Raw genomic sequence first — 24,140 nt, 5'->3', positions numbered from 1 at the left:
ACTTAATCCTTGACGCAACGGACAGAGAACCCCTCAAACTCAACTTCCTTTTCAAGAAGTGCTGTTTCGAAGGGCGTCAAAATCACCTCATATGCGAAATCATTTTTATAGGCCTTATTTTTTTCGATGTCGTCATCACACTCAACAGAACTATGAAAGTACGCAAGGGAACCCTCGTAGCCGTAATCTATTCGGGCGCCGGAACCAACACCGAGCGCAGAGAACCCAAAATTATCCGTACCAAGATCGTCACTAAGCCAGCCAGAAGCTGTCTTGAGTTTTGTGCCGGCACCCAAATAGCCACCGACTGCGGTGAGCAAAGTCCTCCATTCTGTCGTATCGGGCAGGTGCCAGCCCTCGGGGCAAACACCGCGCACAGGGTACGTCGGCGAACAAGCCACATCGTAGCCACACCCCTTGCCGTTTGAACTCCATGTACCCACGCTATCCATCGCAGCGCTCCACAGATACAGGCGACCATATTTTTCGCAATATTCGGCAGAATCATTGTAGCAGAAACTACTTGAATCTAGTTCATCTGTGGGTTGCAAATAAGCATAGTTCAGGTTTTCCGCCATCCACCACTGGTCGCCGATTTTCACCGTCTTGTAGGTCTGCCCGTCACGATCGTCCACCAACTCACCGTATTCGCAAGTATCCGTACTATCGGTCTTACATGGAATCGCTAAAGTCACAGAACTAGAAGAAGGCTTTGCCGAACTGCTTGACTTAGCTGAACTGCTTGATTTTACACTACTACTCGACTGCGGTGCGAGACTCGACGAAGATTCCTTCCCGTCCGGACGCGTCGCAAAATCGCTGTTGTCGTCACCGCAGGCGACAAACATCGCCGCACAAACAAGAACACCAAACCAAAGGGAACGCATATTTTCTCCTATTGTTTACTTGATAATATAAACAAAATTCACACCATTAAACAGCACTTTATGGTATATAAGAACGGCTTGTTAGGGACTCCTACGGAGTCCCTCGCTGCTCGGCTCGGCAATGCAGAAATGCAAGCATTTTTGCGCTGCACTCACCTCACTGCTAGTCTTTTACGCATCGGACCGAACTCCATCCAGTGTCAATGTGCCGGAGGTAGCAGCGTGCGCACCCAGCAGTGTTGGACTCGACGTAAGAAAAAGGCATTACACTTGCGGATTTGCCATTCTCCGTAGTAGAGCTCCAGAAGTCCGAATGTTCACCCTCTTCGCCATAGGCCGCAGTAGACGCAATACCAACAGGAAGTACCGAGAATGAATAGAGATCGGTTCCGTTTTTTTTGTTTTGCCACCCACGCTGCGATTTGAGAACCTCGTTTGCAACTGTTTGTCCGCCGACAGCCTCGACCAAAATTTCCCATTCTGTTACCGATGGCAAATGCCACCCGCTGGGGCAAACTCCACGCACAGAAGATGTCGGCGAACAATCCTCTTTGTAGCCACACCCCTTACCGCTAGAACTCCATGTACCCGCACTGTCCATGGCCGCGCTCCATAGATACAGGCGACCGTACTTCTCGCAATATTTGGGAGAATCTTTATAACAGCGGCTACTTGAATCTAATTCGTCTGTGGGCTGCAAAGAAGCATAGTTTAGATTCTCCGTCATCCACACCTGACCACCAATCTTTACAGTCTTGTACGCATGACCGTCCCGGTCATCCACCAACTCTCCATATTCACATGTATCCGTGCTATCAGTCTTACACGGAGTCGCCACAATCGCCAAACGGCTGATGGACCCATCATCGCAGTCTTCGCACACGTTCAATGGATTATCCTTGATGCAGCGAACGGACAACAAAAAGAACTTAGCGTAGTCCTCAAAAACAGCACTATCAAGGTCGCTGTTAAAATCAATGTCTAACGCATTAGTAGTACTGTACTCGGTAGAAATCCAGAAATGAGTGAACCCTTCATAATATACTCTCTCACTGGCGGACCACCAGCGACCATGGCCGGCAGGGAGCACAGAGAACCCGAAAGCATCCGTTCCAATCCAATCACGAGACTCGCTGATAGATGACCTGAGCACCTTGGCAGCCGTCAATCGTCCACCAACAGCCGAGAGCAAAGTCTCCCATTCTGGTTTCTTGGGCAAGTGCCAACCGCTGGGGCATACGCCCTGGATATTTCCCGGTGGCAAAGAACATCTATGGGCATAGCCACATTCGTCTTCCGATTTGTCTACTGCCGAAGCCCAATAGTAAAGCCTTCCGTACTTGGTGCAGTAGATTTCTTTGTCCTTGTAGCAAAAACTAGAGTCCGTTTCATAGTTGAGGTTCTGTGCCATCCACCACTGGTCACCAATCTTCACCGTCTTGTAAGTCTGCCCGTCGCGGTCGTCCATCAACTCGCCATATTCGCAAGTATCCGTGCTATCAGTCTTGCACGGAGTCGCCAAAGTCACCAAACTAGAAGAAGACTTCACCGAACTGCTACTGGACCCTTCGGCAAGCTCAGGGACCTTTGAGGAACCGCTCGACTTCGGTGTGACGCTGGACGAAGATTTCGTAGATCTGCTGCTGGACGAAGACTCATCATCGCAATCCTTGCACACGCTCGAAGACGAATCGTCCGAAGGACGAGTCACAAAATCGTTGTCGTCGTCACCGCAGGCGACAAGCATCGCCGCACAAGTAAGAATTCCAAGCCAAAGGGAGCGCATAATTTCTCCTAAAGTTAGTCCTTGACGCAACGGACGGGCAGCCAGCGGTTCTCAGAGCCGGGAAGCAAGTCTGCATCGCCGTGCCTGTTGCTAAAAACCATTGAATACGCATAAATGCTACTATTCTCTGTAGAACTCCAGTAGCTAGCTCCGATGCCCTTGTAGCTGTTATATCCATATCCATCGTCAAACCTGACGCCGGCAGGGAGCGCCGAGAATCCGAAATCATCCGTTCCGTTGCCACTTTCGCCATCATAGTCATCCCAACTGCTGGTGGACTTGAGAACTGCGCCGACTCCTGGCCATGAATAAGACGTGTTGTCGACATTTCCGCTCACAGCCACAAATAGTGTCTCGGCATCTGCTTTGCTAGGCAGGTGCCAGCCGTCGGGACAAACGCCACGCACAGGGTACGTCGGTGAACATTCCACTTTATAGCCACACCCTTTGCCATTCAAACTCCATGTACCTGCACTGTCCATCGCCCCAGCCCATGAATAAAGCCGACCATACTTGGTGCAGTTGCTGTCCGCTAGATTGTAGCAGAAGCTGGAGTCCGTTTCAAAATTCAAGCTCTCAGCCATCCACTCCTGGTCGCCAATCTTAACTGTCTTATAGGTCTGACCATCACGGTCATCCACCAATTCTCCGTATTCGCAGTTGTCTTCCTCCTCTATCTTGCACGGAATCGCCAAATTGATTATACCCGATGACTTCGCCGATTTGCTGTCGGGATTGTCCTTGACGCAACGAACCATGAACTCGTTGTCCTTACGATTCCTAGAGATGTACGTACCGTCGCTGTTGTTGTAAAAGGCAATGAAGTACGCGTAGGCGCTATTGCGCTCCGTAGAAATCCAGTAAAACACACGGACGCCCTCGTCTTCGTAAGTCCCATTGTAGAGCCACCCGTCACCAGCAGGGAGCACCGAGAACCCGAAATCATCCGTTCCGTTGCCACTTCTCCAACCTGATGTGGACTTGAGTATTTTTCCAACATTCGACGAATCACCGACAGCGTCGAGCAACTCTTCCCATTCAGCTTTGCTAGGCAGATGCCAACCGTCGGGGCAAACGCCACGCACTGGGAATGTGTATGTCGGTGCGCAAGCCTTGCCATATCCGCAGCCCTTGCCATTCGTATTCCACGTTCCAGCACTATCCATCGCAGCGGCCCATGTATAAAGCCGACCGTACTTGTCACAATATTCGACAGAATCGTTGTAGCAGAAACTTTTATCCGTTTCAAGGTTCAGGTTCTCCGCCATCCATACCTGGTCACCAATCTTCACGGTCCTGTAAGTCTGGCCGTCGCGCAGGTCCTTGAGCGTATTTGCAATTGCGTCGTATTCACTGCCGTTCGCCTTTGCGGAACTGCTGCTGGACTTGCCATTGCGAGAACTAGAAGAGTTCGAGGCAATCTCTTTCCCGCTGGACGAAGACTCCTTCCCGTCCGGGCGCGAGATAAAATCGCTGTCGTCGTCACCGCAGGCGACAAACATCGACAAGACAAGTAAAATGGACCCTATCGCGGCGCTCCGCTTGCTCCAGGGTGACAGTTTAGGCATATTTCCTCCTATTATCCGAGGTAAATATAAAAAAAGCCCCCGGCTTAACCGAAGGCAATTTCTTTAGCAGACGCGAATTATCTTACTTGTAAAGCGGATGCTTCTTGCAGAGAGCCACGATTTCTTCGCGGATCTTAGCGAGAGCGGCATCGTCGTCCTTGGCCTTGATGCAGCGGTCGATGATGCGGGTCACTTCGCGGGTATCTTCTTCGTCAAAGCCACGGGTCGTGATAGCAGCAGTACCGAGACGCACTCCGGACGGATCCATCGGCTTGCGCGGATCGAACGGGATTGTAGAACGGCTGCAGGAGATGCCGACCTTTTCCATCGCGACTTCGGCTTCCTTACCGGAAACGCCCTTGGAGGTCATGTCCACCACGATGAGGTGGTTGTCGGTACCGTCGCTGATGACCTTGTAGCCCAGCTTCATCATTTCGTCGGCCATGGCCTGAGCGTTCTTGATGACGTTCTTGGCGTAGGTCTGGAATTCCGGCTGCAGAGCTTCGAGGAAAGCAACGGCCTTACCGGCGTTGATGTGGTCATGCGGACCACCCTGCATGCCCGGGAACACGCCCTTGTCGATTTCCTTGGCGAGGGAAACTTCCTTGAGTTCGCCCTTCACCATCTTCTGGATGGTGCGGTCCTTGCACATGATGATAGCGGAACGCGGGCCACGGAGAGTCTTGTGGGTCGTGGTCGTCACGATGTCGAAATACGGCACCGGAGATTCGATAGCCTTACCGGCAATGAGACCGGCAATGTGAGAAATGTCAGCCATAGTGAGAGCGCCCACTTCGTCGGCAATTTCCTTGAAACGCTTCCAGTCGAGGTTGCGGCTGTAGGCAGAGAAACCGGCGAGGATCATCTTCGGCTTTTCGCGGAGAGCGATTTCGCGAACCTTGTCCATGTCGATGCGGCCCGTTTCCTTGTCGACTTCGTACTGCACGAAGTTGTAGAGCATGCCGGAGAAGTTCACCGGATGGCCGTGAGAAAGGTGTCCACCGTGGTCGAGCTTGAGGCCGAGGACCTTGTCGCCCGGTTTGAGGACGGCGAAGTACACGGCGGCGTTGGCCGGAGAACCGGACAGCGGCTGGATGTTCACGTGGTCGCAACCAAAGAGCTTCTTGCAACGTTCGATGGCGAGCGCTTCCATCTTGTCGATCACTTCGTTACCACCGTAGTAGCGCTTGCCCACGTAGCCTTCGCTGTACTTGTTGGTCAGCACGGAACCCATGGCTTCCATGACGGCCTTGGAGGTGTAGTTTTCAGAAGCGATGAGTTCGATGCCATATTCCTGGCGTTCGGCTTCTTCCTGGATGATGTTGTAGATTTCCGGATCGGTCTGTTGCAATGTAGATTTGAGCATTTCGCTACTCCTTGAATTGTACGGCGCAAATATAGAAAAAGACGGAGCCGGTTGCCCAGCCCCGTCCGATTTTATCAGGAGTATTTTGATAAAAAGAACAGAAGAACTACCTCAAAGCAGGAGTTTCCCAGTCAATCCATTCAGACTTGTTGAAGTTGATGGTCTGGGTATTCTTGCTGTAGTCGATCTTGCCCGTCTTGGCGTCCTTGCCGAGCAGGAACTTGTTCATGAAATCCTTGACCTCGTCGAACTGTCCATTCGGGAGCGAACAGTGGGCGTGGCCGCCTTCCTGGCTGTAGGTGTAGTTCTCCGTCACGCCGAGAGCCTTGTAGGTTTCGAGAGAAGCCTGGCCGCAGTAGTTCGACGGCACTTCGCCAAGCCATTCCTGACCAGCGTTATCGATGATGAGAAGCGGACGCGGGGCGACCATGCTCACGAGCATGTGCTGGTCGAACGGGAGGGTGTTTTCCCTGCCATCATAGCTCTTGAAGGAGGAAATCATCCACTTGCCTTCGGAACCAGCGCTGTTCAGGCCCTGCACGAACTGCTTGCCCTTCTGCCTGTTGACCTGGGCGCCCACACGCCAGAGGGAAGCGCCACCGGAACCGGATTCCTGCGGGATGGTAAGAGCGATACGTTCATCGAAAGCACCCACGGCAAGCGTACCCTTACCCCAGCGGGAGCAACCCGTCATGGCGAGGTGGTGCACGTCGATACCGGCTTCAGGAGTCTTTTCGAGAGCGTCGATGATTCGGCTTACGCCCCAGGCCCATGCGATGATGGTGCCGTACTTGTCCGTATTGCCGCCATAGATGTTGAAGAACATACCGCCACCGCTTTCAGGAGCGACGTTATCCGGATTGAACGTAATCATGGCGATATCGAGGCCGTTCGTTGCATTGCCGAGGCTTCCGCATCCACCCATCATGCCGCCGCCAAACCCGATGAGAGCCGGCTTCGGCTTGTCCTTGGTGCCCGCATTTGAAATGCTTACAGAGAAGCTGCCGGACTTGCCCTTGTCGGTCACCTTGATGGTGAGCTTTCCGCCGGAGTAGGAGCCTTCGACCTTTTCGGGATTGCGCGGTTTTTGGCCGAACATGAGCTTTTCAAGCATCGCGCCGATTTCTTCGCGGCGGCACTTCCATTCGTCCTTCGTAGAAATGCGCTTGCCATCGAGACCCATGAACGGGTCGGGCAGCTTCGCGTTGTTCACACTCGTCGGGATGTTGCCAATCTGGCATTCGCTGCGGTGGTCTTCCACGAAGGAAGGCGATTCCGGCTGTGCGGCCGAGCTGCTGCTCGACACCACAAGTTCTGCCGAAGAACTAAAGAAATGATGATGCGAAGAGCTGGAAGAAACCACGACAGCCGAAGACGGCGGCGGAAGCGCCGCGGACGACGAACTTTCGGTCGGCGGCAAAAGCCCCGCGCTCGAAAGCGGCGAGACCTCGACGGTATCCCCATCTTCGAAGGTTTCGTGGCTTATTTCAAGGACTGAACGCGAAGAAGAAGACCCCAAAAGGGAATCCCCCGCAGACGAGAGGCCTCCCTGATCCCCAAGACATTCCGGAGTTGTACATTCCACGGGCGAAGTGTCTTCCCCGCAGGCCCAAATTCCGAATGCGACGAGCGCAAACGGGAACATATATTTCCACTTTTTCATAACCATCCCCAAAGTTTAAAGTCGCCCATTCGACTTTATCCGGGCTCTAATAAAATAAATTCCCCTCGGGTAAAAAAGTTCCGTTTTTTTTCATAAAGCGTTGTTCGCATTTACAACAAAATCGTGACGCGGATCATAGTCACAACCATGTTTTTTTGGCAAGGGGTCGCACTTAAAAAAAATATTACAATGGAGAATATAGGCGAGCCGACAGCAATCGCCTTGCGCCCGTTCTCGGAAATGCAACGTTATTTTTGGCTTATTTTCCGCTAATTTCCGTTTTTGGGCCCCATTATATAATAAATTGTAAGCGATGAACAAGGCAAACTTTACTCCCAACGAGGAACACATCATCCAGGTGCTCCTCAAGAAGAACGGGAAGCTCGACGAGAGCATCCTGCGTAAAGCTATTGCCTTCATCGCCGACGCGCACGACGGGCAGTACCGCAAGAGCGGAATGCCCTACACCGAGCACCCGTTCGAGGTCGCGAAGATCCTCGCCGAACTGCAGCAGGACCAGCCGACGGTCCTTGCAGGCCTGTTGCACGACGTGGTGGAAGACACGCCGCACACGCTTGCAGAAATCGCGGCGGAATTCGGCGACGACACGGCGTTCATGGTGGACGCAGTCACCAAGATTACCGCGGCACAGGAAGAAAACAAGACCGCGCAGAAGGCGGAGACCTACCGCAAGCTTATCACCGCGATGGCGAAAGACCCGCGCGTCATCATGATCAAGATCGCAGACCGCATCCACAACATGCGGACGATGCGCTACATGAAGCCCGAGAAGCGCAGGGCCATCGCGCAAGAGACCTTGGACATCTACGTGCCCCTCACCCACAGGTTCGGTCTCTACAAGCTGAAAACCGAGCTCGAGGACCTGAGCTTCAAGTACGTAAATCCCGACGAATACCAGAAGATTGTCGACGCCCTTATCGAGAACAAGGCCAAGCGAGAAAAGTACGTGCAGTCCGTCATCGGGCCTCTGCAAATCAAGATGGCGCTCGAGGATTTCGACTGCACCATCCAGGGCCGCACCAAGAATATCTACAGCATCTACAACAAGATGATCAGTCGCGACTGCCAGTTCGAGGACATCTTCGACATCTTCGCGATCCGCATCATCGTGGAAACCATCCCCGAATGCTACCTCGCACTCGGCTACGTCCATAACCTGTGGACCCCGCTCCAGAGCCGCTTCAAGGACTACATCGCGACCCCGAAGCCGAACCTCTACCAGAGCATCCACACCACGGTCATCGGACCCGAGAACAAGATGGTTGAAGTCCAGATACGCACGAAGGACATGGACTTGACCGCCGAGAAAGGTTTCGCCGCGCACTGGGCCTACAAGCTCGAAACGCAACACGAGGGCGAAGAACTCGCCTGGCTCAACCACATGGTGAAGTTGCAGTCTGAAATTTCGGACTCCAAGGAATACCTCGACTTCCTTAAGGTCGACCTTAAGCCCGAGGGCATGACGGTGTTTACCCCGAAGGGCAACTCCATCGAGCTTCCCGAAGGCGCCATCGTCCTCGACTTCGCGTTCGCCGTCCACACGGAGCTCGGACTCCATTGCATCGGCGCCCGCATCAACGAAGAGGTGGTCAGCCTCGACCACGTGGTGACGCACGGGGCCACCATCCAGGTGCTCAAGAGCCCGAGCCAGGAACCAAGCCCCGAATGGCTCGACATCGTAAAGACCGTAAAGGCGAAGCAGGAACTGCGCCGCTGGATGAAGACCAGCATCACCAAGCAGGCTCGAAGCCTCGGCAAGGAAATTTGGACACGCGAACTGCGCCTTGCAAAAATCGAGAAGGACAAGCGACCTTCCGAGATGGACATCTGCAAGTACTTCGGCACTTTCAACCTCGACGACTTCTTCGAACGCATCGGCCAGGGCGAACTCCCACTCCAGGACATCCACCGGTTCATCACGGGCGGTTCGTCGCTTCCCAAGGAAATGGCGCTCCGGTTCTTCCCCACCTTCGGGAAAGACAAGAAAAACGACGTCCGCGACGAGATGCCGCTCCAGATTGGCCAGGAAACAAGCCTCGTCATCCACTTCGCCGACTGCTGCGCCCCTATCCCGGGCGACAAGATCGTGGGCGTCCTCAGGCCGCAGATGGGTATCGAAGTCCACAACATCACCTGCCCGTGCCTCAAGGACCTGCCGAGCGACCAGCAGATCGCGGTGGAATGGAGCGCCGACGTGACGCAGCCGTTCACCACGCACCTCACCATCGACACGGACAACCGCAAGAACATCACACTAGACATTTTGCAGGAACTGAAATATTCCGACCTCTCGCTCGACCGCATGAGCGTTGCAAGCGCGCAATCCTCCGGACGCATCCGCATGGAATTCAAGGCGTTCCGCAAGGAGCAGGTCGACGCCATCGTCACGAAGATTAAACAGATTTCGGGAGTCCGGGAGGTGTCCAAGACATGATTACCCCGCTGCACCATAGCGACTACACGCTCAAGAACCGCGCCTTCAGCTGCCGCATGCGCAACCGCTACTACGAGGAAGTCTACTATGCGTTCCGAGCAGTGATGCCGCTCGACTCGAAGGGAAACATCGACGGGTCGGCCATGAACGCCGAATGGTTCAAGAACCTCGCTCAGGAAATCAAGAGACTCGACCACGTGCTCATGACATGTCTCGAATATTCGCAGGCAGCCGTATTCTACGGCAAGGCGGACATCGCGACACTCTACTCCAAGGACAAGCGCTGGGGCATTCTGCAAGAAGAAATCTTCCTCGTGCACTTCTTGCAGGAACTGCTTTCCACCACGCGCTATATCATCGCGCGTCTCGAAACCGACCACATGTTGCAGCGCTGGAGCGGTTCCATGCAGGACATGAAGGCGAAGCCCATGAGCTCCGGATTCGTGAGTTCCATCCAGGAAAAGCTTACCGCCATGTCGGAGGCGACCATCGACGAGTTCAAGGACCTCTTCAAGCATATCATCGACCGTTTCCAGATCGGCAACCAGCTTTTCGGGACCGTGCAGGAACTGCAGAATTTCTATTAAGGACAACCCATGTCTGAATACATAATACTCTCCATTTTCCTTTTTCTTGGTGCGTTTATCGCGGCCGCGGCGACTGTCGTCGGTCTCCTGCTAGGCTACCGCACGAAGAATACGAAAAACAAGATGGCCCCCTACGAATGCGGCATGGAGACCATCGGAAACGCCCGCATCCAGTTCAAGGTGGGCTACTACCTCTTCGCGCTCCTCTTCCTGGTCTTTGACATCGAAGCCCTGTTTCTCTTCCCCGTGATGATGAACTTCAGGGAAATCATGGCTGGCCACACAGCGCTTTCACCGGTGATTGTCATCGCCGACCTCGCCATTTTCATGGCTATCCTCGTTTCGGGCCTCGCATACGCCTGGAAAAAAGGAATCCTCAAATGGGAATAATCAATTTCGCACCCAAGATACTCGACCCGATTCCCGGCGGCAAGTATGTCGTGAACGCTATCGACTACGTTGTCAACTGGGCACGGGCAAATTCTATTTGGCCCCTCACCTACGGCACGAGCTGCTGCGCCATCGAGATGATGTCGAGTTCCATGGCCCGCTACGACATCGCGCGTTTCGGTTCCGAAGTGTTCCGCGCATCGCCGCGCCAGGCAGACCTCTTCATTCTGGCAGGTACAATCACCCGCCGCATGGCCCCCGCCATCCAGATGCTCTGGGAACAGATTCCCGGCCCCAAGTACGCCATCGCGATGGGCGCATGCACTATCAGCGGCGGACCGTTCATCTATGACAACTACGCCGTCGTCCGCGGAGCGCAGAACCTGATTCCGGTCGACGTGTTCGTTCCCGGATGCCCGCCGCGTCCCGAAGCGCTTTTCCACGGGCTACTCACCCTACGCGAAAAGATTTTGAAGGAGACCTGCCGCCACCCGTGGCACGAAGGCCAGCCGAAAGACGTCTCCACCATGGACCGCTACCGCGAAGCCGCAAAAACCTGGGCCGCACTCGAAGAGATGAAGGACGAGGAGATGGCCGAGGCGCGAGCGAAGTTCAAGGAAGAGAACCCCGATTACAAGAGCACATTCAAGCCTGTCCGCGTGAAGAAGGAAGACTTCCCCGAAGTGGAACGCAAGCCGTTCCGCAGGGTGGGCCTCACGCAGCTCGAACTCTACCAGAAACTGCACGACAAGTTCCCCGGCATCACCTTCCACACCCACAGCGAAGATCCCATTGAGACGGTGCTTGCAAACGCGCCCGCCGACAGGCCGCTCGAAGTGATGGTGGAACCCGAGGACTATGTAGCCGTGACCGAATTCGTGAAAAACGATCCTGAATTCAAGATGGACTTCCTGATTGACGTGACAGCCATCGACTACGACGACCATTTCGACCTGGTGACACAGCTCCGGAGCCTACAAATCGGACACAAGATATTCCTCTGCGTGCAGCTGAAAAAGGACTTCAGCATTCCAGAAGAAAAGCGCGCGACATCGCTCCTGGCGAGCGTGCCTACAGTAAGCCATCTCTATCCCGCCGCAGAATTCAAGGAACGCGAAGTCTACGACATGTTCGGAATCAACTTCGAAGGCCACCCCGACCAGCGCCGCATATTCCTTGACAAGGATTTTGTCGGGTTCCCCCTGCGCAAGGACTTTACGCACCCGGAAATGATCAGGAGGCCCGTATGATCCAGCCACGTTTCTCGAACTTGCCTCCCGGATTCCGCATCCAGCGCGAAACCAATACCGAAGAATTCTTTATCAACATGGGGCCGCAGCACCCGAGTACGCACGGCGCACTCCGCCTTGCGCTACGCATGGACGGCGAAACCATCGTTGAACTTGTACCGCATTTCGGTTACATCCACCGCGGCATGGAAAAGCAGGCGGAATCGATGAGCTACCTACAGTACATCGCGCTTTCCGACCGCCAGGACTACCTCACCGCCATCCAGAACAACCTGGGTGTCGTCATCGCGCTCGAAAAGGGCATGAACGTAGGCGTCCCCGAAAAGGGAGAATACATCCGCGTGATGCTACAGGAACTGGGCCGCATCGCATCTCACCTCGTATTCTACGGCTGCTTCGGCGGCGACCTCGGCGGACAGACATGCCTCCTCTTCGGGTTCAAGGAACGCGAGATGATTCACGACATCCTGGAAGAAGTGACAGGATCGCGCCTCACTACAAACTTCTTCAGGCCGGGCGGAAGCCGTTACGACGTGCCCGACACGTTCATTCCGCGCGTAAAAGCCTTCCTCGACCATCTCGAAGACGCCATGCGCGACTACGAGCGCTTCCTCTCGAAAAACATCATCGTGCTCGAAAGAAGCATCGGCATCGGAGTCCTCTCCAAGGAAGACGCCATCGCCTACGGATGCTCGGGGCCGGTACTGCGTGCAAGCGGAGTCGAATTCGACGTCCGCCGCGCGAACCCCTACAGCATCTACGACCAGTTCGACTTCGACATTCCCGTGTTCCATAACGGGGACTGCTACGACCGCTACAAAATCCGCATTGCCGAAATCCACGAATCCATGAAGATCCTGAGGCAGTGCATCGACAAGTTCCCGAAAGACGGTCCGTGGAGATCCAAGGAAAAGCCGGTGCGACTCCCCGTGGGCCGCTACTACAGCGAAATCGAGACGGCAAAGGGACTCTATGCGACCTACGTGGTCGCAGCCACCACCGGCGAGAAGCCCTACCGCATCCACACGCGAGGGCCCAGTTTCCCGCATATCGCCGCGCTCAACAAGATGGTGCAAGGCCACAAGGTTTCGGACCTCGTTACCATCATGGCGACCCTCGACCCCGTGATTCCCGAAATTGACAGGTAGTTTATGTTCGTTCCCTCCATTACAAACCCCGTCGGCGACTTTGTCCGCGAAATGGTCCCCAGGCTCGCGGAATACCTGCCCGCTAGCATCCAGAGCGATACGCTCAACAGCATCGTCGCCTTCCTGGTGAATGCGCTCATCTGCGTCATCGCCGTCTGCGCGGTAAACATCGGTTCTGCCCCGATCCTCATCTACATGGAACGCAAGGTGTGCGCCCACGTGCAATGCCGCCTTGGCCCCATGCGTCTCGGCTGGCACGGAACCATCCAGACCATCGCCGACGTGCTCAAGATGCTCTTCAAGGAAGTGTATGCCCCGAGCGGTGCAGACAAATTGATGTTCTACCTCGCCCCGCTCATCGTCCTTATCGCCCCCTTCATCGTATGCGCGCTCATCCCCTTCGGTCGCGACCTCGTCGTTGCGGACGTCTCGATGGGAATCCCGCTCATCATCGCGGTGAACGGATTCGGCGTGTTGGGTATCTTGCTCGGCGGCTGGAGCAGCAACAACAAGTACTCCCTGCTCGGCGCCCTCCGCAGCGGCGCCCAGATGATCAGCTACGAAATTTCGTTCACGATGATCCTCCTGTTCGTCGTAATGATTTCGGGTTCCACGAACCTCATGAGCATCACGCTCGGCCAAGAAGGCACCATTTCCGACTGGTGGATCTTCAAGATTCCCGTCCTCGGCATCATCGCCTTCATCCTCTTCTTCATTTCTTCGACCGCCGAGATGAACCGCGCGCCCTTTGATATCGCCGAAGCGGAGCAGGAACTCACGGGCGGATACCACACGGAATACAACGGCACGCCGTTCGCCATGTTCTACCTCGCCGAATACATCGCGCTCGTCACGAACTCGGCTCTTGCCACCACGTGCTTCCTCGGCGGATTTTTACCGCCCTGCATCGGAGTCGCGTTCGTGGACAACTATCTCAACATGGTCCCCGGCGTCGTGTGGTTCTTCGCGAAAGTCTTCTTCATGATCTGGTGCTACATGATGGTCCGCTGGACGTTCGTGCGTCCGCGCGTCGACCAGCTCATGGATTTCGAATGGAAGTTTTTGTTGCCCGTGAACCTCGTGCTGCTCATTGCCGGCGCGGCATACATCGTGGTCTGTGGTTAGGCGGGAGTTTGCTATGCAAGAGAATATTACCTTACTACAATATTTCAAGCGCTACTTCAAGCGTTGCATCACGGGGCCGTGGAGCCTCATGTGCGGGCTTTCCGTTTCGCTCAAGTATTTCTTCGACCCGAGGCGCATCGTCACCGAACAGTACCCCGAGAACAGGAAGACTCTTCGGATGCATCCGCGCTACCGCGGACGCCTCGAAATGATCGAGGATGCAGACGGGAACAACCATTGTACCGCCTGCGGCATGTGCGAACGCGCCTGCCCGAACGCATCCATCAACGTGCTCTCGACCAAGAATATCGCGGGCAAGAAGGTGCTGGGCCGCTACGTGTACCACTTCGCGAGCTGCACCCAGTGCGGGCTCTGCGTCGAAGCCTGTCCGTTCGGCGCCATCCGAATGAACCAGGATTTCGAGGTTGCAACGACGGACCCGAATACTCTCGAAATGATCTTGAACAAGAAGGAGGGACAAGGCTAATGTTCCCGAACCTGAATTTGCCCGGCCTGCAGTTGCCGGACCTTCCGCTTGCCTTCCCCATGGGAGGCATGGACATCGCGTTCTACGTGGTCGCAGCCGTAATGCTCTTTACCGCCGTCTGCACCGTTGCCGTGAAGAATATTCTGCAGAGCGCCGTGTTCCTGATTTTCAGCTTTGTCGCGACAGCCATCCTCTACCTGCTCTTGCATGCGGAATTCATCGCACTTGCGCAGGTGATGGTCTACGTGGGTGGTGTCGTCATCTTCGTGGTGTTCACCATCCTGTTGACAAGCCACTTGGGCGAAGACGCCTTCGCCACAAAAATCCCGCGCGTATTTGCCGCATTCGCGCTTTCCATCGCTTTTGTACTCGTGATGGTCAAGTGCATCTTGCCGACGCCCGAACTTGCAAGCGGCGCCGTCAGTTCCCCGGAAAACTACTCCGGGCTTGAACCCATCGCGATGAGGCTTCTCGGTTACGGACCCGACGGATTCATCATCCCGTTCGAGGTGGTGAGCATCCTTCTTCTAATGACGCTCATCTGCGCCATCACTGTCGCACGCAAGAGCAAGGACGAAGTCGAAAAAGAAAAGGCGGTGCAACAATGAACTTGATGAACTGCCTGATTCTTGCCTTCCTGCTGTTCGGTATCGGAGTCTGGGGCCTCATGCGCAGGCGTCACCTCATCGGCATGCTCATTTCCATCGAGCTCATGCTGAACGCAGCAAACATCAACTTTATCAGTTTTGCCTACTTTACCGCGCACGATGCAACGGCAGGTGCGCTCTTCAGCATTTTCGTCATCGCCGTGACAGCCTGCGAAATGGCAATCGCGCTTGCCATCATCGTCACCATGTACCGTCGCCACAAGAGCCTTGACGCCGACCAGTTGAGGGACCTCCATGATTAACGACATCACCCTCTCCTACCTCATTTTCCTACTCCCGCTTCTGACATTTGTCGTAAACGGGCTTTTCCTCGGCAACCGAAACGCGAAGGCCGCGGCCGCATTCGCCATCGCATGCAACGGCATTGCCGCGGCATCGGCCATCACGGTCGCCATCCACTACTTCACCTCGACATACGCCCCGCAGAAGGCGACGCTCTTCGAGTTCAACTTCCTCCCGTTCGCAGGCGACCTCGTCGCAAAAATCGGGATGCTCGTGGATCCGCTCTCGGTGATGATGCTCGTGGTCGTCACGTTCATCAGCTTCATGGTGAACATCTACAGTCTGGGCTACATGCGAGAGGACCGCGCGATGGGCAGATTCTTCGCCCTGCTTTCGCTGTTCAGCTTCAGCATGCTCGGGCTCGTCGTTGCGACCAACCTCTTCCAGATGTTCATCTTCTGGGAGCTCGTGGGCGTTTCCAGCTACCTGCTCATCGGTTTCTGGTACCACAAGCCCTCCGCGGTAAGCGCCTCCAAGCAGGCGTTCATCCTCACGCGATTTGCCGACAGCTTCTTCCTGCTCGGCATCGTGCTCGTAAGCTACGTAATCGGGAGTTTCGATTTCTCGACCATCAACTCGCTTTCGCTCTCCGACTTCCGCTCGGGAACAATCAACCTCGGGCTCATCGAGATGTCGCAGGCAAGCGCGCTCATCCTCGGTTCAATCCTCATCTTTACCGGCGGCTGGGGCAAGTCGGCCATGTTCCCGATGCACATCTGGCTCCCGAACGCGATGGAAGGCCCGACTCCCGTCTCCTCCATCATCCACAGCGCAACGATGGTGGTCGCAGGCGTATACCTGGTCGCCCGACTCTTCCCGTTCTTCGCTGCATGCGGGGATTCACTCACGCTCATCATGTGGGTAGGCGCCTTCACGATGGTGTTTGCCGCCGTCATAGCCTGCACGCAAAAGGATATCAAGCGAATCCTCGCCTACTCCACGCTATCGCAGCTCGGCTACATGATGTTCGCTCTCGGAGCATGCAAGATCGGCCAGGCCGTGTTCACCACGGGCTGGACGGCATCGACCTTCCACATCTTCACGCACGCCTTCTTCAAGTGCAGCCTGTTCCTTATCGCGGGCAGCCTCATCCACCAGGTGCATACGAACGACCTCGATGCGATGGGTGGACTCCGCAAGAAGATGCCAGTCACCTACATCTGCACCCTCATTTCCGTGCTCGCGATTTCGGGAATTCCGCCGTTCTCCGGTTTCTTCTCGAAGGACGAAATCATCCTCACCGCCTTCCAGGGCCAACATTATGCGGTATTTGCGCTTGCCCTCCTCACGAGCGGGCTCACCACGTTCTACATGTTCCGCCTGTTCTTCCTCGCCTTCCACGGAGAACCGCGCCATGAGGGCGTTCGCGCAGGCCATGTGCACGAAGATTTTGCAATGACGCTCCCCATTGTCGTATTGGCCGTTCCCGCACTCCTGAGCGGTCTCCTCGGCAAGGGACTCTTCGAAAAGTACTTCACGCCGGGAAATCTGCACGTTCCCGTGATGCTCAAGCTCGCCCATGCGGAGTGGATACCGTTTGTCGCCGTAGCAGTCGCCATTATCGCACTCCTTATCGCCTGGTTCCTCTATGCAAGTCCGAAGGCGAAAATAGAACGCGCGCTCGACGAGACGAACCGAAGCGGCATTTACAAGGTCATCTACCACAAGTTCTATTTCGACGAGATGTACTACACCGTCGTGCGCCAGTTCATTTTCGGCGGCATCGCATGGGTGGCACGCGCCTTCAACGATTACGTCATCGAAGGCCTGCTCGCATTTTCCGTCTGGTTCATCCACAAGCTGGGCGACCTTGTGCGCACGGCACAGGCGGGCTATCTCCCCTTCTACCTCGGCACACTGATTGTGGGCGTTCTCCTCTGGCGTTTCTTCGGCCAGCTTCCCCTGTAGGTGCAATATGGATACAATACTTTTTAACCTCATCTGGGTCATCCCGCTCGTCACGGTTCTCGCCTGCATTCCCATTCCGGCGGCTCGCGAAAGGTTGCTCCGCGGAATCCACACCGCCTCCGCGACCCTCGTTCTCGGCATCGTCTGCTACCTCACCTTCCGCGTCTACGCCATAGGAAGCGTTTCCGCAAACGAAGTCGCGGCACCGCTCCTGCTTCGGTTCTTTACTGACATTCCCTGGCTTTCGATGTTCAATGCCCACTATATAGTGGGGGCCGACGGCCTCAACATGCTGCTGCTCGCGCTCACCGCGTTCATCGTATGGGCAGGAGTCCTCGTAAGCTACAGGATCAAGGGCAACCAGAAGGTATTCTTCGCGCTCATCCAGATTCTTGCAACGAGTGTCTACGGCGTATACATGAGCTTCGACCTCGTGCTGTTCTTCGTATTCTACGAGATGGAAGCGCTCTGCATGTACCTGATGATCGCCTGCTACGGCAGCGGCAAGCGCGACTACGGTGGCAAGAAGCTCACCTTGACGCTCGCATTCGGATCTTCCATGATTCTCGCGACCCTCTTCGGACTCTACTTCGAAGGCGGCGTAAACAGCTGGAGTATCATGGAGCTTTCCAAGGTGACACTCCCGATGGAATTCCAGATGTGGGCCTTCCCGCTCATGTTCATGGGATTCGCCGTATCGAGTTCCCTGTTCCCATTCCACTTCTGGAGTCCGGACGGCCACTCCGCCGCCCCGACGGCCGTCTCCATGCTCGCCGCCGGCGTGATGATGAAGATGGGAGCCTACGGATGTCTCCGCGTCGCCATGTTCCTCATGCCCGAAGCGGCAAAGATTTGGCTCCCCTACGTGGTGGCGCTCCTCATCTTCAACGTGGTTCTCGGCCCCTTCATCGCGCTCCGCCACAAGGATCTCAAGTACATCACCGCCTACAGTTCCATCAGCCACCTGGGCCTCATCTTCTTGGGCCTTGCGGCACTTACGCCGGTCGGCCTGCGCGGCGCCAGCCTCCAGATGATTTCGCACGGATTCCTCACGGGCCTCTTCTTCGCGACCATCGGCATGATCTACGAACGCACGCACACCCGCGACATCACGCAGATGGGCGGCATCATGCGCAAGATGCCCTTCCTCGGCGTCGGTTTCGTACTCGCAGGCTTTGCGGGCCTCGGACTGCCGGGATTCAGCGGGTTTATCGCCGAAAGCACTATCTTCATCGGCGCCTTCCAACAGGATTCGACCCTCACGCGCATCGTCACGATTCTCGCTATCCTCTCCATTACGACGACCGCTGTCTACATCCTGCAGACGGCTAACCGCATGCTCCACGGCCCGCTCCCGCAAAAATACGAGAGTCTCACCGACGGATGCTTCCGCGAAAAGCTCGTCATCGTCGTGCTTGTCGCATGCCTCCTGTTCATCGGCATTTGCCCCGGCTGGATTTCCGACATGCTCGACTGGAGTATCGCCCCGATATTTGCAAAGATTTCTGCAGCCACCCAGCCCGTCATCGGCGGGATTGGAGGTTAAACCATGTTCGATTTTTCAACGTCACACTTTCTTATTCCCGACCTGCTGTTGCTGATTTTCCCGTTCATCGTCATCGGGAGCCGCCTCTTCTGCAACGCGCAATCCAAGATGCCCTGGCGTATCGCAAATTTCGGTTTCATCGCCATTTTCATCTTGCTGAACTTCATCCCGCTTGCTAGCGGCGAAGGCCGGTTCTTCATCAGCAACTGGCGTATCGACGACTTCGGCGTACTCATGCGCGAGGTGCTCCTCGTGAGCGCCATTCTCGGCATGTGGTTTGCAAAGGACTACTTCGAGCACGGAGCCGACGGCAAACCGCAGATGCACCAGATTGCAGAATTCATCGGAGCCATCGCATTCGCGACCTTCGGCGGCGTGACCGTCGTTTCGGCATGCGACATGCTCACCTTCTTCCTCGGCCTCGAAATCGCGACCATCCCGATGTATGCGCTCACCGCCTGGAACAAGAAGGACCAGCTCGGAAGCGAAGCGGCCACCAAGTATATCCTGATGGGTTCCGTCGCCACCGCTTTCGAACTGTTCGGATTCAGCTACCTCTACGGTTTCGCAGGCTCTCTCCACTTTAGCGAAATCCAGACCGCCGTGGCATCTGGCACAAGCCCGCTCCTTTGGGTTGCCGTACTCTTCCTCTTCTGCGGAATCGGATTCAAGCTCACGCTGTTCCCCTTCTACACCTGGGCCCCGGACGTCTACGAAGGCGCGCCGACTCCCGTCACAGCAGTCCTTTCCGTCACCTCGAAGGCAACCGCCATCGCATTCCTCGTGGTGCTCGTTTTCGGCCCCCTCGCCCCCATCCAGGAACAGATAGCACCGCTCATTGCGCTCCTAGCCGGCACCACGCTCTTCGTGGGTAACCTTGGCGCCCTGAAGCAGAGCAGACTCCGCAGGTTCATGGCCTACAGTTCCATTGCACAGGCGGGCTACATCATGGTCGCCCTCCTCGGCCCTGCCGCCACGGCAAAAACGGCCATCATCTACTACCTGTTCGTCTACGCGGTCTCGAACTACCTCGCATTCTTCGTGTTCGGCATCATCGGGCACCACCGCGAAGAGACTTTCGCTTCGTTGCGCGGTCTTTCGAAGCAGAACCCAAGCCTCGCCATCTCGCTTGCGATTTCGATGTTCAGCCTCGCCGGCATTCCGCCACTTGCGGGATTCTTCGGCAAATTTCACCTGTTCTACAGCGGAGCCTCTACCGGCCACTACATGCTGGTCGCCTTCGCCGTCTTGAACAACGTTCTCGCTCTGTTCTACTACATACAGCTTATCAAGAGCGCCTGGGTCGACGAGCCCGACGGACACCTTACACCGCTACGCCTCACGCGTCGTCAACGCGCAGTCATCGTGGCACTCAGCATCGCCGTCGTAGCGCTCGGATTCCTGCCGTTCCTGAGCAACAACATCGTCGCGGGATTCAGCTTCTAGAATTCCAGCAACAAATTACACCAGCCGCAGGACTATACCTTCTGCGGTTTGTTTTTTTCCGTAGCGGTTATTCGTCCGCGACACAGCGGACATTGAGCTCGTTTTCCTTGTATTCTTCATCGGGGTACATATACGAGGTGTCCCTATAGTATTCCCTAAGGACGTAGCTCCTTGCAGACCTGGCATTCAACTGCGAGGTGCTCCAGAATTTCGCAGTCACCCCGCGATCCAGGAAGTTTCCGCTCATGAACCTGAAACCCGACGGATATATATTAAAATGCGATTCGTTCGTCCCGTTTTCCCTTTTCCATCCGTAGGTCGATTTTAAGGCCCGGGTTGCAAGCGAGCCAGCCTTGCTTTTGACATAATAGAGCATTTCCTTCCATTCGGCATCGCTTGGGATATGCCAGCCTTCGGGACAGACACCACGAATATAGGGCTTGGCCAACAATTTGCATTCCGAAATGTTGCATTTCGATTCAACGCCCATCGCAGACGCCCATGTATAGAAGCGACCGCCTTCTTCCTTGCAGTTTAATTCTTCACCGTTGAAACATTCGCTATTGGAACTGCGGTACCTCAAGTTCTCCGCCATCCAGGCCTTCTTGTTGATAACGGCAATCTCGTATTTCCGGCCGTCGCGCTTATCCGTAAAATAACGTTCCCATTTGCTTGCTTTGGGTGCGGCGCTCTCCACGCTGTCCTTTTTCGGAACTTTCGCATCGCTAGCCTTTTGGAATGGGGATTTTTCCCACGGATTGTCATTGCTGTCAAATGACGCAGAAGCGCCAAAAGCCGACAGCATGACAAAAAAGGCTATAGCTTTCAAGCGGGACATGCTTCCCCGAAGAATTACCCAACAAAGATACGGCCGTTGCGGAACAACTGCATCCACGGGCCGTCTTCGCCCCATTCTGCCGGGTGCCAGGAGTACTGGCAGGTACGGAACACGCGTTCGGGGTGCGGCATCATCACGAGGGCGCGACCGTCTTCGGAGCAGAGGCCGTTGATGCCGAACGGAGAGCCATTGGGGTTCAGCGGGTAGCGTTCGGTGTATTCGTGCTTGCCGTCCACGTAACGCAGCGCCACGAGACCGGTCTTCAGGCAGGCTTCGGCGGCTTCGCGGCTAGCGAATTCCGCGCGGCCTTCGCCGTGTGCGACCGCAATCGGGAGCACGGAGCCTGCCATGCCCTTGAGGAGCACAGCCGGAGTGTCTTCGACCTTGAGCGTGCAGAAGCGGGCTTCGAAGCGTTCGGAGAGGTTCTGCACAAAGCGCGGCCAGTGCTTGGCACCCGGAATCAAGTCCTTGAGGTTAGAGACCATCTGGCAGCCGTTACAGACGCCCAGCGTGAAGGTATCCTTGCGGTTGAAGTAAGCCTCAAATTCGGCGCGGGCCTTCGGGTTGAAGAGGATGCTCTTGGCCCAGCCTTCGCCAGCACCGAGAACGTCACCGTAGCTGAAGCCACCGCAAGCCACGAGACCGTTGAAGTCCTTGAGGCTTACGCGACCTTCGAGAATGTCGGTCATGTGAACGTCGATAGATTCAAAGCCTGCCTTCTGGAAGGCGGCAGCCATTTCGAGTTCGCCGTTCACGCCCTGTTCACGGAGGATTGCCATCTTCGGGCGGCTTGCGTAGTCCTTCACAATCTTGGCGGACGCCGCCACGTCGAAGGTGACCTTCGGCGTGATACCCGGATTGTCCTGTTCCAACTTGAGCTTGTATTCGCTTTCGGCACAATCCGGGTTATCGCGGAGGGCCGCGATGCGGCGGGTCGTGTCGCTCCAGATGGCGCGCAGATCCGAGAGGCCTTCGGCGTAGTCGCCGATGACCAAGTTGTAAGAATCGTTGAGCGTTGCAATTTCAGAAACCGTATCGCCGAGACCAGCGGCAGCAAATGCGTCGCGCACAGCCGCAAGGTCGGCATTCTTCACCTGGAGCACGGCACCCAGTTCTTCGTTGAAGAGGGCGTCGATGAGGTTTCCCTTGAGGGCTTCGGCCTTCACCGTCACGCCCACGTGGCCGGCGAACGCCATTTCGGCAAGCGTCGTGTAGAGGCCGCCATCGCTCTTGTCGTGGTAGGCCATAATCTTGCCTGCCGCATTGAGCTTCTGGATGGTTTCGAAGAAGGCACGGAGTTCCTTAGCGCTATCGACATCCGGAGCCTTATCGCCGAGGTTGCAGTAAACTTGAGCGGCAATGGAAGCACCCATGCGGTTCTTACCGCGAGCGAGGTCCACGAGAACGAGCGTAGAATCTTTATCCTGCAACAGCTGCGGGGTAAGCGTCTTGCGCACGTCGGCGCACGGAGCAAAGGCACTGATAACGAGCGAAATCGGAGCGGTCACACGGTGGCTACCCTGAGCGTCAGACCACACGGTGCTCATGCTCATGGAGTCCTTACCCACCGGAATCGTAATGCCAAGTTCCGGGCAGAGTTCCATACCGATGGACTTTACGGCTTCGTACAAGTCGGCGCCGTCGCCTTCGTAGTTCGGCGTTGCCATCCAGTTTGCGGACAAGTTCACGCGACCCATATCAGGTACGCAAGCGGCAGCCATGTTCGTGAGGGATTCCGCCACCGTCATGCGGGCAGCGGCAGCCGGAGAAATCAAGGCAACCGGAGCGCGTTCGCCCATACTCATCACTTCACCTTCGTACGAGTCGAGCGTTGCGCTTGTCACGGCGCAGTCGGCGACAGGCACCTGCCACGGACCAACCATCTGGTCGCGGCAAATCATACCCGTCACGCTACGGTCACCGATAGAAATGAGGAACGTCTTGTCGGCGACGGTCGGGTTTGCAAGCACGCGGTGTGCCACATCCTTAATGGAAACGTCAGCCGGAACCACCGTGGAGTTCAGCGGACGCTTCTGGCTCTTTTCGTTACGGATCATGCGGGGCGGCTTACCGAGGAGCACGCCCAGCGGCATGTCAATCGGAGTCGTGCCGAAGTGTTTGTCGGTAAGCGTCAAGTGCTTTTCGGGGATGGCCTCGCCCACCACGGCATACGGGCAACGTTCACGCTTACAAATCGCGTCGAACACATCGAGTTTGTCGCCGGCGATTGCAATCACATAGCGTTCCTGGGATTCGTTACTCCAGATTTCGAACGGGCTCATACCCGGTTCATCGTTCGGCACGTTACGGAGTTCAAACTTACCGCCGAGGCCGCCATCGTTCACGAGTTCCGGGAAGGCGTTCGAAAGTCCACCTGCACCCACGTCGTGAATGAACGTAATCGGGTTTTCTTCGTCCATCGCCCAGCAGCGGTCGATGACTTCCTGGCAGCGGCGTTCCATTTCGGGGTTTTCGCGCTGCACGGAGGCAAAGTCGAGAGATTCGTTACCGGCACCGTTCTGCACGGAGCTGGCAGCACCGCCACCGAGGCCGATAAGCATTGCCGGACCGCCGAGCACAATCAGGTGGTCACCCGGGTCGATGTGGCCCTTCTCGATATGCTGGTGCTTGATGTTGCCGAGACCACCGGCCAACATAATCGGCTTGTGGTAACCGCGGACTTCCTTGCCGTTCTGGGCATCGACTTCCTGTTCGAAAGTACGGAAGTAACCGAGGATGT

General features: G+C 55.8%; 19 protein-coding genes and 1 pseudogene. 13 read left to right on the top strand and 7 right to left on the bottom strand.

All coding sequences use genetic code 11. The annotated features are described in order from the left end of the window. Positions 1-2 precede the first annotated feature (2 nt). The 5 genes from B2310_RS03555 to B2310_RS03535 all read right to left on the bottom strand — a co-directional run bounded on the left by B2310_RS03555 (position 3) and on the right by B2310_RS03535 (position 7,270). Positions 3-887, bottom strand: coding sequence for a fibrobacter succinogenes major paralogous domain-containing protein (locus tag B2310_RS03555; RefSeq protein ID WP_290728721.1), 885 nt, complete (start codon positions 885-887; stop codon positions 3-5). 163 nt (positions 888-1,050) lie between these two features. Then, complete coding sequence (locus B2310_RS03550) at positions 1,051-2,673, bottom strand: fibrobacter succinogenes major paralogous domain-containing protein (protein ID WP_290728720.1); 1,623 nt, start codon at positions 2,671-2,673, stop codon at positions 1,051-1,053. Positions 2,674-2,687: 14 nt separating this feature from the next. Then, complete coding sequence (locus tag B2310_RS03545) at positions 2,688-4,241, bottom strand: fibrobacter succinogenes major paralogous domain-containing protein (protein ID WP_290728718.1); 1,554 nt, start codon at positions 4,239-4,241, stop codon at positions 2,688-2,690. An 82-nt stretch (positions 4,242-4,323) separates the two neighbouring features. Continuing rightward, positions 4,324-5,607: a serine hydroxymethyltransferase gene (gene glyA, locus B2310_RS03540; protein WP_290728715.1), complete on the bottom strand. Its 1,284-nt coding sequence runs from the start codon at positions 5,605-5,607 to the stop codon at positions 4,324-4,326. Positions 5,608-5,713: 106 nt separating this feature from the next. Beyond that, positions 5,714-7,270 carry a hypothetical protein gene (locus B2310_RS03535; protein ID WP_290728713.1) on the bottom strand — a complete coding sequence of 519 codons (1,557 nt, stop codon included), beginning with the start codon at positions 7,268-7,270 and terminating at the stop codon, positions 5,714-5,716. 313 nt (positions 7,271-7,583) lie between these two features. Between B2310_RS03535 and B2310_RS03530 the strand changes: the two genes are divergently transcribed. The 13 genes and pseudogenes from B2310_RS03530 to B2310_RS03475 all read left to right on the top strand — a co-directional run bounded on the left by B2310_RS03530 (position 7,584) and on the right by B2310_RS03475 (position 20,562). Beyond that, complete coding sequence (locus B2310_RS03530; RefSeq protein WP_290728711.1) at positions 7,584-9,725, top strand: RelA/SpoT family protein; 2,142 nt, start codon at positions 7,584-7,586, stop codon at positions 9,723-9,725. Continuing rightward, a complete protein-coding gene (locus B2310_RS03525; protein WP_173382528.1) occupies positions 9,722-10,312 on the top strand; it encodes a hypothetical protein in 591 nt (196 codons plus the stop codon). Before B2310_RS03530 ends, B2310_RS03525 begins: the two co-directional genes overlap by 4 nt. Positions 10,313-10,321: 9 nt before the next feature. Further along, positions 10,322-10,702, top strand: a complete 381-nt coding sequence (locus B2310_RS03520; RefSeq protein WP_173365872.1) for an NADH-quinone oxidoreductase subunit A — start codon at positions 10,322-10,324, stop codon at positions 10,700-10,702. Continuing rightward, positions 10,702-11,181: pseudogene (locus tag B2310_RS13335) on the top strand (NADH-quinone oxidoreductase subunit B); the annotation flags it as partial. The gene B2310_RS03520 and the pseudogene B2310_RS13335, both read left to right, overlap by 1 nt. 48 nt (positions 11,182-11,229) lie before the next feature. After that, positions 11,230-11,952: an NADH-quinone oxidoreductase subunit C gene (locus B2310_RS13330; protein ID WP_349679639.1), complete on the top strand. Its 723-nt coding sequence runs from the start codon at positions 11,230-11,232 to the stop codon at positions 11,950-11,952. After that, a complete protein-coding gene (locus B2310_RS03510) occupies positions 11,949-13,100 on the top strand; it encodes an NADH-quinone oxidoreductase subunit D (RefSeq protein WP_173382530.1) in 1,152 nt (383 codons plus the stop codon). Before B2310_RS13330 ends, B2310_RS03510 begins: the two co-directional genes overlap by 4 nt. Positions 13,101-13,103: 3 nt before the next feature. Then, positions 13,104-14,225, top strand: a complete 1,122-nt coding sequence (locus tag B2310_RS03505) for a complex I subunit 1/NuoH family protein (protein ID WP_173382531.1) — start codon at positions 13,104-13,106, stop codon at positions 14,223-14,225. A 13-nt stretch (positions 14,226-14,238) separates the two neighbouring features. Then, the gene (locus tag B2310_RS03500; RefSeq protein ID WP_173365876.1) at positions 14,239-14,712 is read left to right on the top strand and encodes a 4Fe-4S binding protein; all 474 of its coding nucleotides are present in this window, start codon (positions 14,239-14,241) and stop codon (positions 14,710-14,712) included. Continuing rightward, complete coding sequence (locus tag B2310_RS03495; RefSeq protein WP_290723952.1) at positions 14,712-15,320, top strand: NADH-quinone oxidoreductase subunit J; 609 nt, start codon at positions 14,712-14,714, stop codon at positions 15,318-15,320. Before B2310_RS03500 ends, B2310_RS03495 begins: the two co-directional genes overlap by 1 nt. After that, complete coding sequence (nuoK, locus tag B2310_RS03490; RefSeq protein ID WP_173365877.1) at positions 15,317-15,622, top strand: NADH-quinone oxidoreductase subunit NuoK; 306 nt, start codon at positions 15,317-15,319, stop codon at positions 15,620-15,622. Before B2310_RS03495 ends, nuoK begins: the two co-directional genes overlap by 4 nt. After that, on the top strand, positions 15,615-17,570 hold the full coding sequence (nuoL, locus tag B2310_RS03485; protein WP_290728707.1) for an NADH-quinone oxidoreductase subunit L: 1,956 nt from the start codon (positions 15,615-15,617) through the stop codon (positions 17,568-17,570). Before nuoK ends, nuoL begins: the two co-directional genes overlap by 8 nt. 7 nt (positions 17,571-17,577) lie before the next feature. Continuing rightward, on the top strand, positions 17,578-19,116 hold the full coding sequence (locus tag B2310_RS03480) for a complex I subunit 4 family protein (RefSeq protein WP_290728705.1): 1,539 nt from the start codon (positions 17,578-17,580) through the stop codon (positions 19,114-19,116). Positions 19,117-19,119: 3 nt separating this feature from the next. Then, positions 19,120-20,562: an NADH-quinone oxidoreductase subunit N gene (locus B2310_RS03475; RefSeq protein ID WP_173382534.1), complete on the top strand. Its 1,443-nt coding sequence runs from the start codon at positions 19,120-19,122 to the stop codon at positions 20,560-20,562. Between the two features lie 67 nt (positions 20,563-20,629). Here B2310_RS03475 and B2310_RS03470 read toward each other — a convergent pair whose 3' ends face one another. Beyond that, positions 20,630-21,400, bottom strand: a complete 771-nt coding sequence (locus B2310_RS03470; protein ID WP_290728703.1) for an FISUMP domain-containing protein — start codon at positions 21,398-21,400, stop codon at positions 20,630-20,632. Between the two features lie 14 nt (positions 21,401-21,414). Further along, the coding region (gene purL, locus B2310_RS03465; protein WP_290728701.1) for a phosphoribosylformylglycinamidine synthase at positions 21,415-24,140 on the bottom strand (2,726 nt) is incomplete at its 5' end.

Origin of the sequence: Fibrobacter sp. UBA3629 (genome assembly GCF_002374005.1) — a bacterium.
Lineage (GTDB): Bacteria > Fibrobacterota > Fibrobacteria > Fibrobacterales > Fibrobacteraceae > Fibrobacter.
The sequence above is the reverse complement of the archived record's forward strand: the minus strand, read 5'-3'. Positions and strand labels throughout refer to the sequence as shown.

Excerpts from the sequence above, each read along its gene's own strand:
- B2310_RS03555 (WP_290728721.1), bottom strand. The coding sequence starts at position 887 with ATGCGTTCCCTTTGGTTTGGTGTTCTTGTTTGTGCGGCGATGTTTGTC.
- B2310_RS03550 (WP_290728720.1), bottom strand. The coding sequence starts at position 2,673 with ATGCGCTCCCTTTGGCTTGGAATTCTTACTTGTGCGGCGATGCTTGTC.
- B2310_RS03545 (WP_290728718.1), bottom strand. The coding sequence starts at position 4,241 with ATGCCTAAACTGTCACCCTGGAGCAAGCGGAGCGCCGCGATAGGGTCC.
- glyA (WP_290728715.1), bottom strand. The coding sequence starts at position 5,607 with ATGCTCAAATCTACATTGCAACAGACCGATCCGGAAATCTACAACATC.
- B2310_RS03535 (WP_290728713.1), bottom strand. The coding sequence starts at position 7,270 with ATGAAAAAGTGGAAATATATGTTCCCGTTTGCGCTCGTCGCATTCGGA.
- B2310_RS03530 (WP_290728711.1), top strand. The coding sequence starts at position 7,584 with ATGAACAAGGCAAACTTTACTCCCAACGAGGAACACATCATCCAGGTG.
- B2310_RS03525 (WP_173382528.1), top strand. The coding sequence starts at position 9,722 with ATGATTACCCCGCTGCACCATAGCGACTACACGCTCAAGAACCGCGCC.
- B2310_RS03520 (WP_173365872.1), top strand. The coding sequence starts at position 10,322 with ATGTCTGAATACATAATACTCTCCATTTTCCTTTTTCTTGGTGCGTTT.
- B2310_RS13330 (WP_349679639.1), top strand. The coding sequence starts at position 11,230 with ATGGACCGCTACCGCGAAGCCGCAAAAACCTGGGCCGCACTCGAAGAG.
- B2310_RS03510 (WP_173382530.1), top strand. The coding sequence starts at position 11,949 with ATGATCCAGCCACGTTTCTCGAACTTGCCTCCCGGATTCCGCATCCAG.
- B2310_RS03505 (WP_173382531.1), top strand. The coding sequence starts at position 13,104 with ATGTTCGTTCCCTCCATTACAAACCCCGTCGGCGACTTTGTCCGCGAA.
- B2310_RS03500 (WP_173365876.1), top strand. The coding sequence starts at position 14,239 with ATGCAAGAGAATATTACCTTACTACAATATTTCAAGCGCTACTTCAAG.
- B2310_RS03495 (WP_290723952.1), top strand. The coding sequence starts at position 14,712 with ATGTTCCCGAACCTGAATTTGCCCGGCCTGCAGTTGCCGGACCTTCCG.
- nuoK (WP_173365877.1), top strand. The coding sequence starts at position 15,317 with ATGAACTTGATGAACTGCCTGATTCTTGCCTTCCTGCTGTTCGGTATC.
- nuoL (WP_290728707.1), top strand. The coding sequence starts at position 15,615 with ATGATTAACGACATCACCCTCTCCTACCTCATTTTCCTACTCCCGCTT.
- B2310_RS03480 (WP_290728705.1), top strand. The coding sequence starts at position 17,578 with ATGGATACAATACTTTTTAACCTCATCTGGGTCATCCCGCTCGTCACG.
- B2310_RS03475 (WP_173382534.1), top strand. The coding sequence starts at position 19,120 with ATGTTCGATTTTTCAACGTCACACTTTCTTATTCCCGACCTGCTGTTG.
- B2310_RS03470 (WP_290728703.1), bottom strand. The coding sequence starts at position 21,400 with ATGTCCCGCTTGAAAGCTATAGCCTTTTTTGTCATGCTGTCGGCTTTT.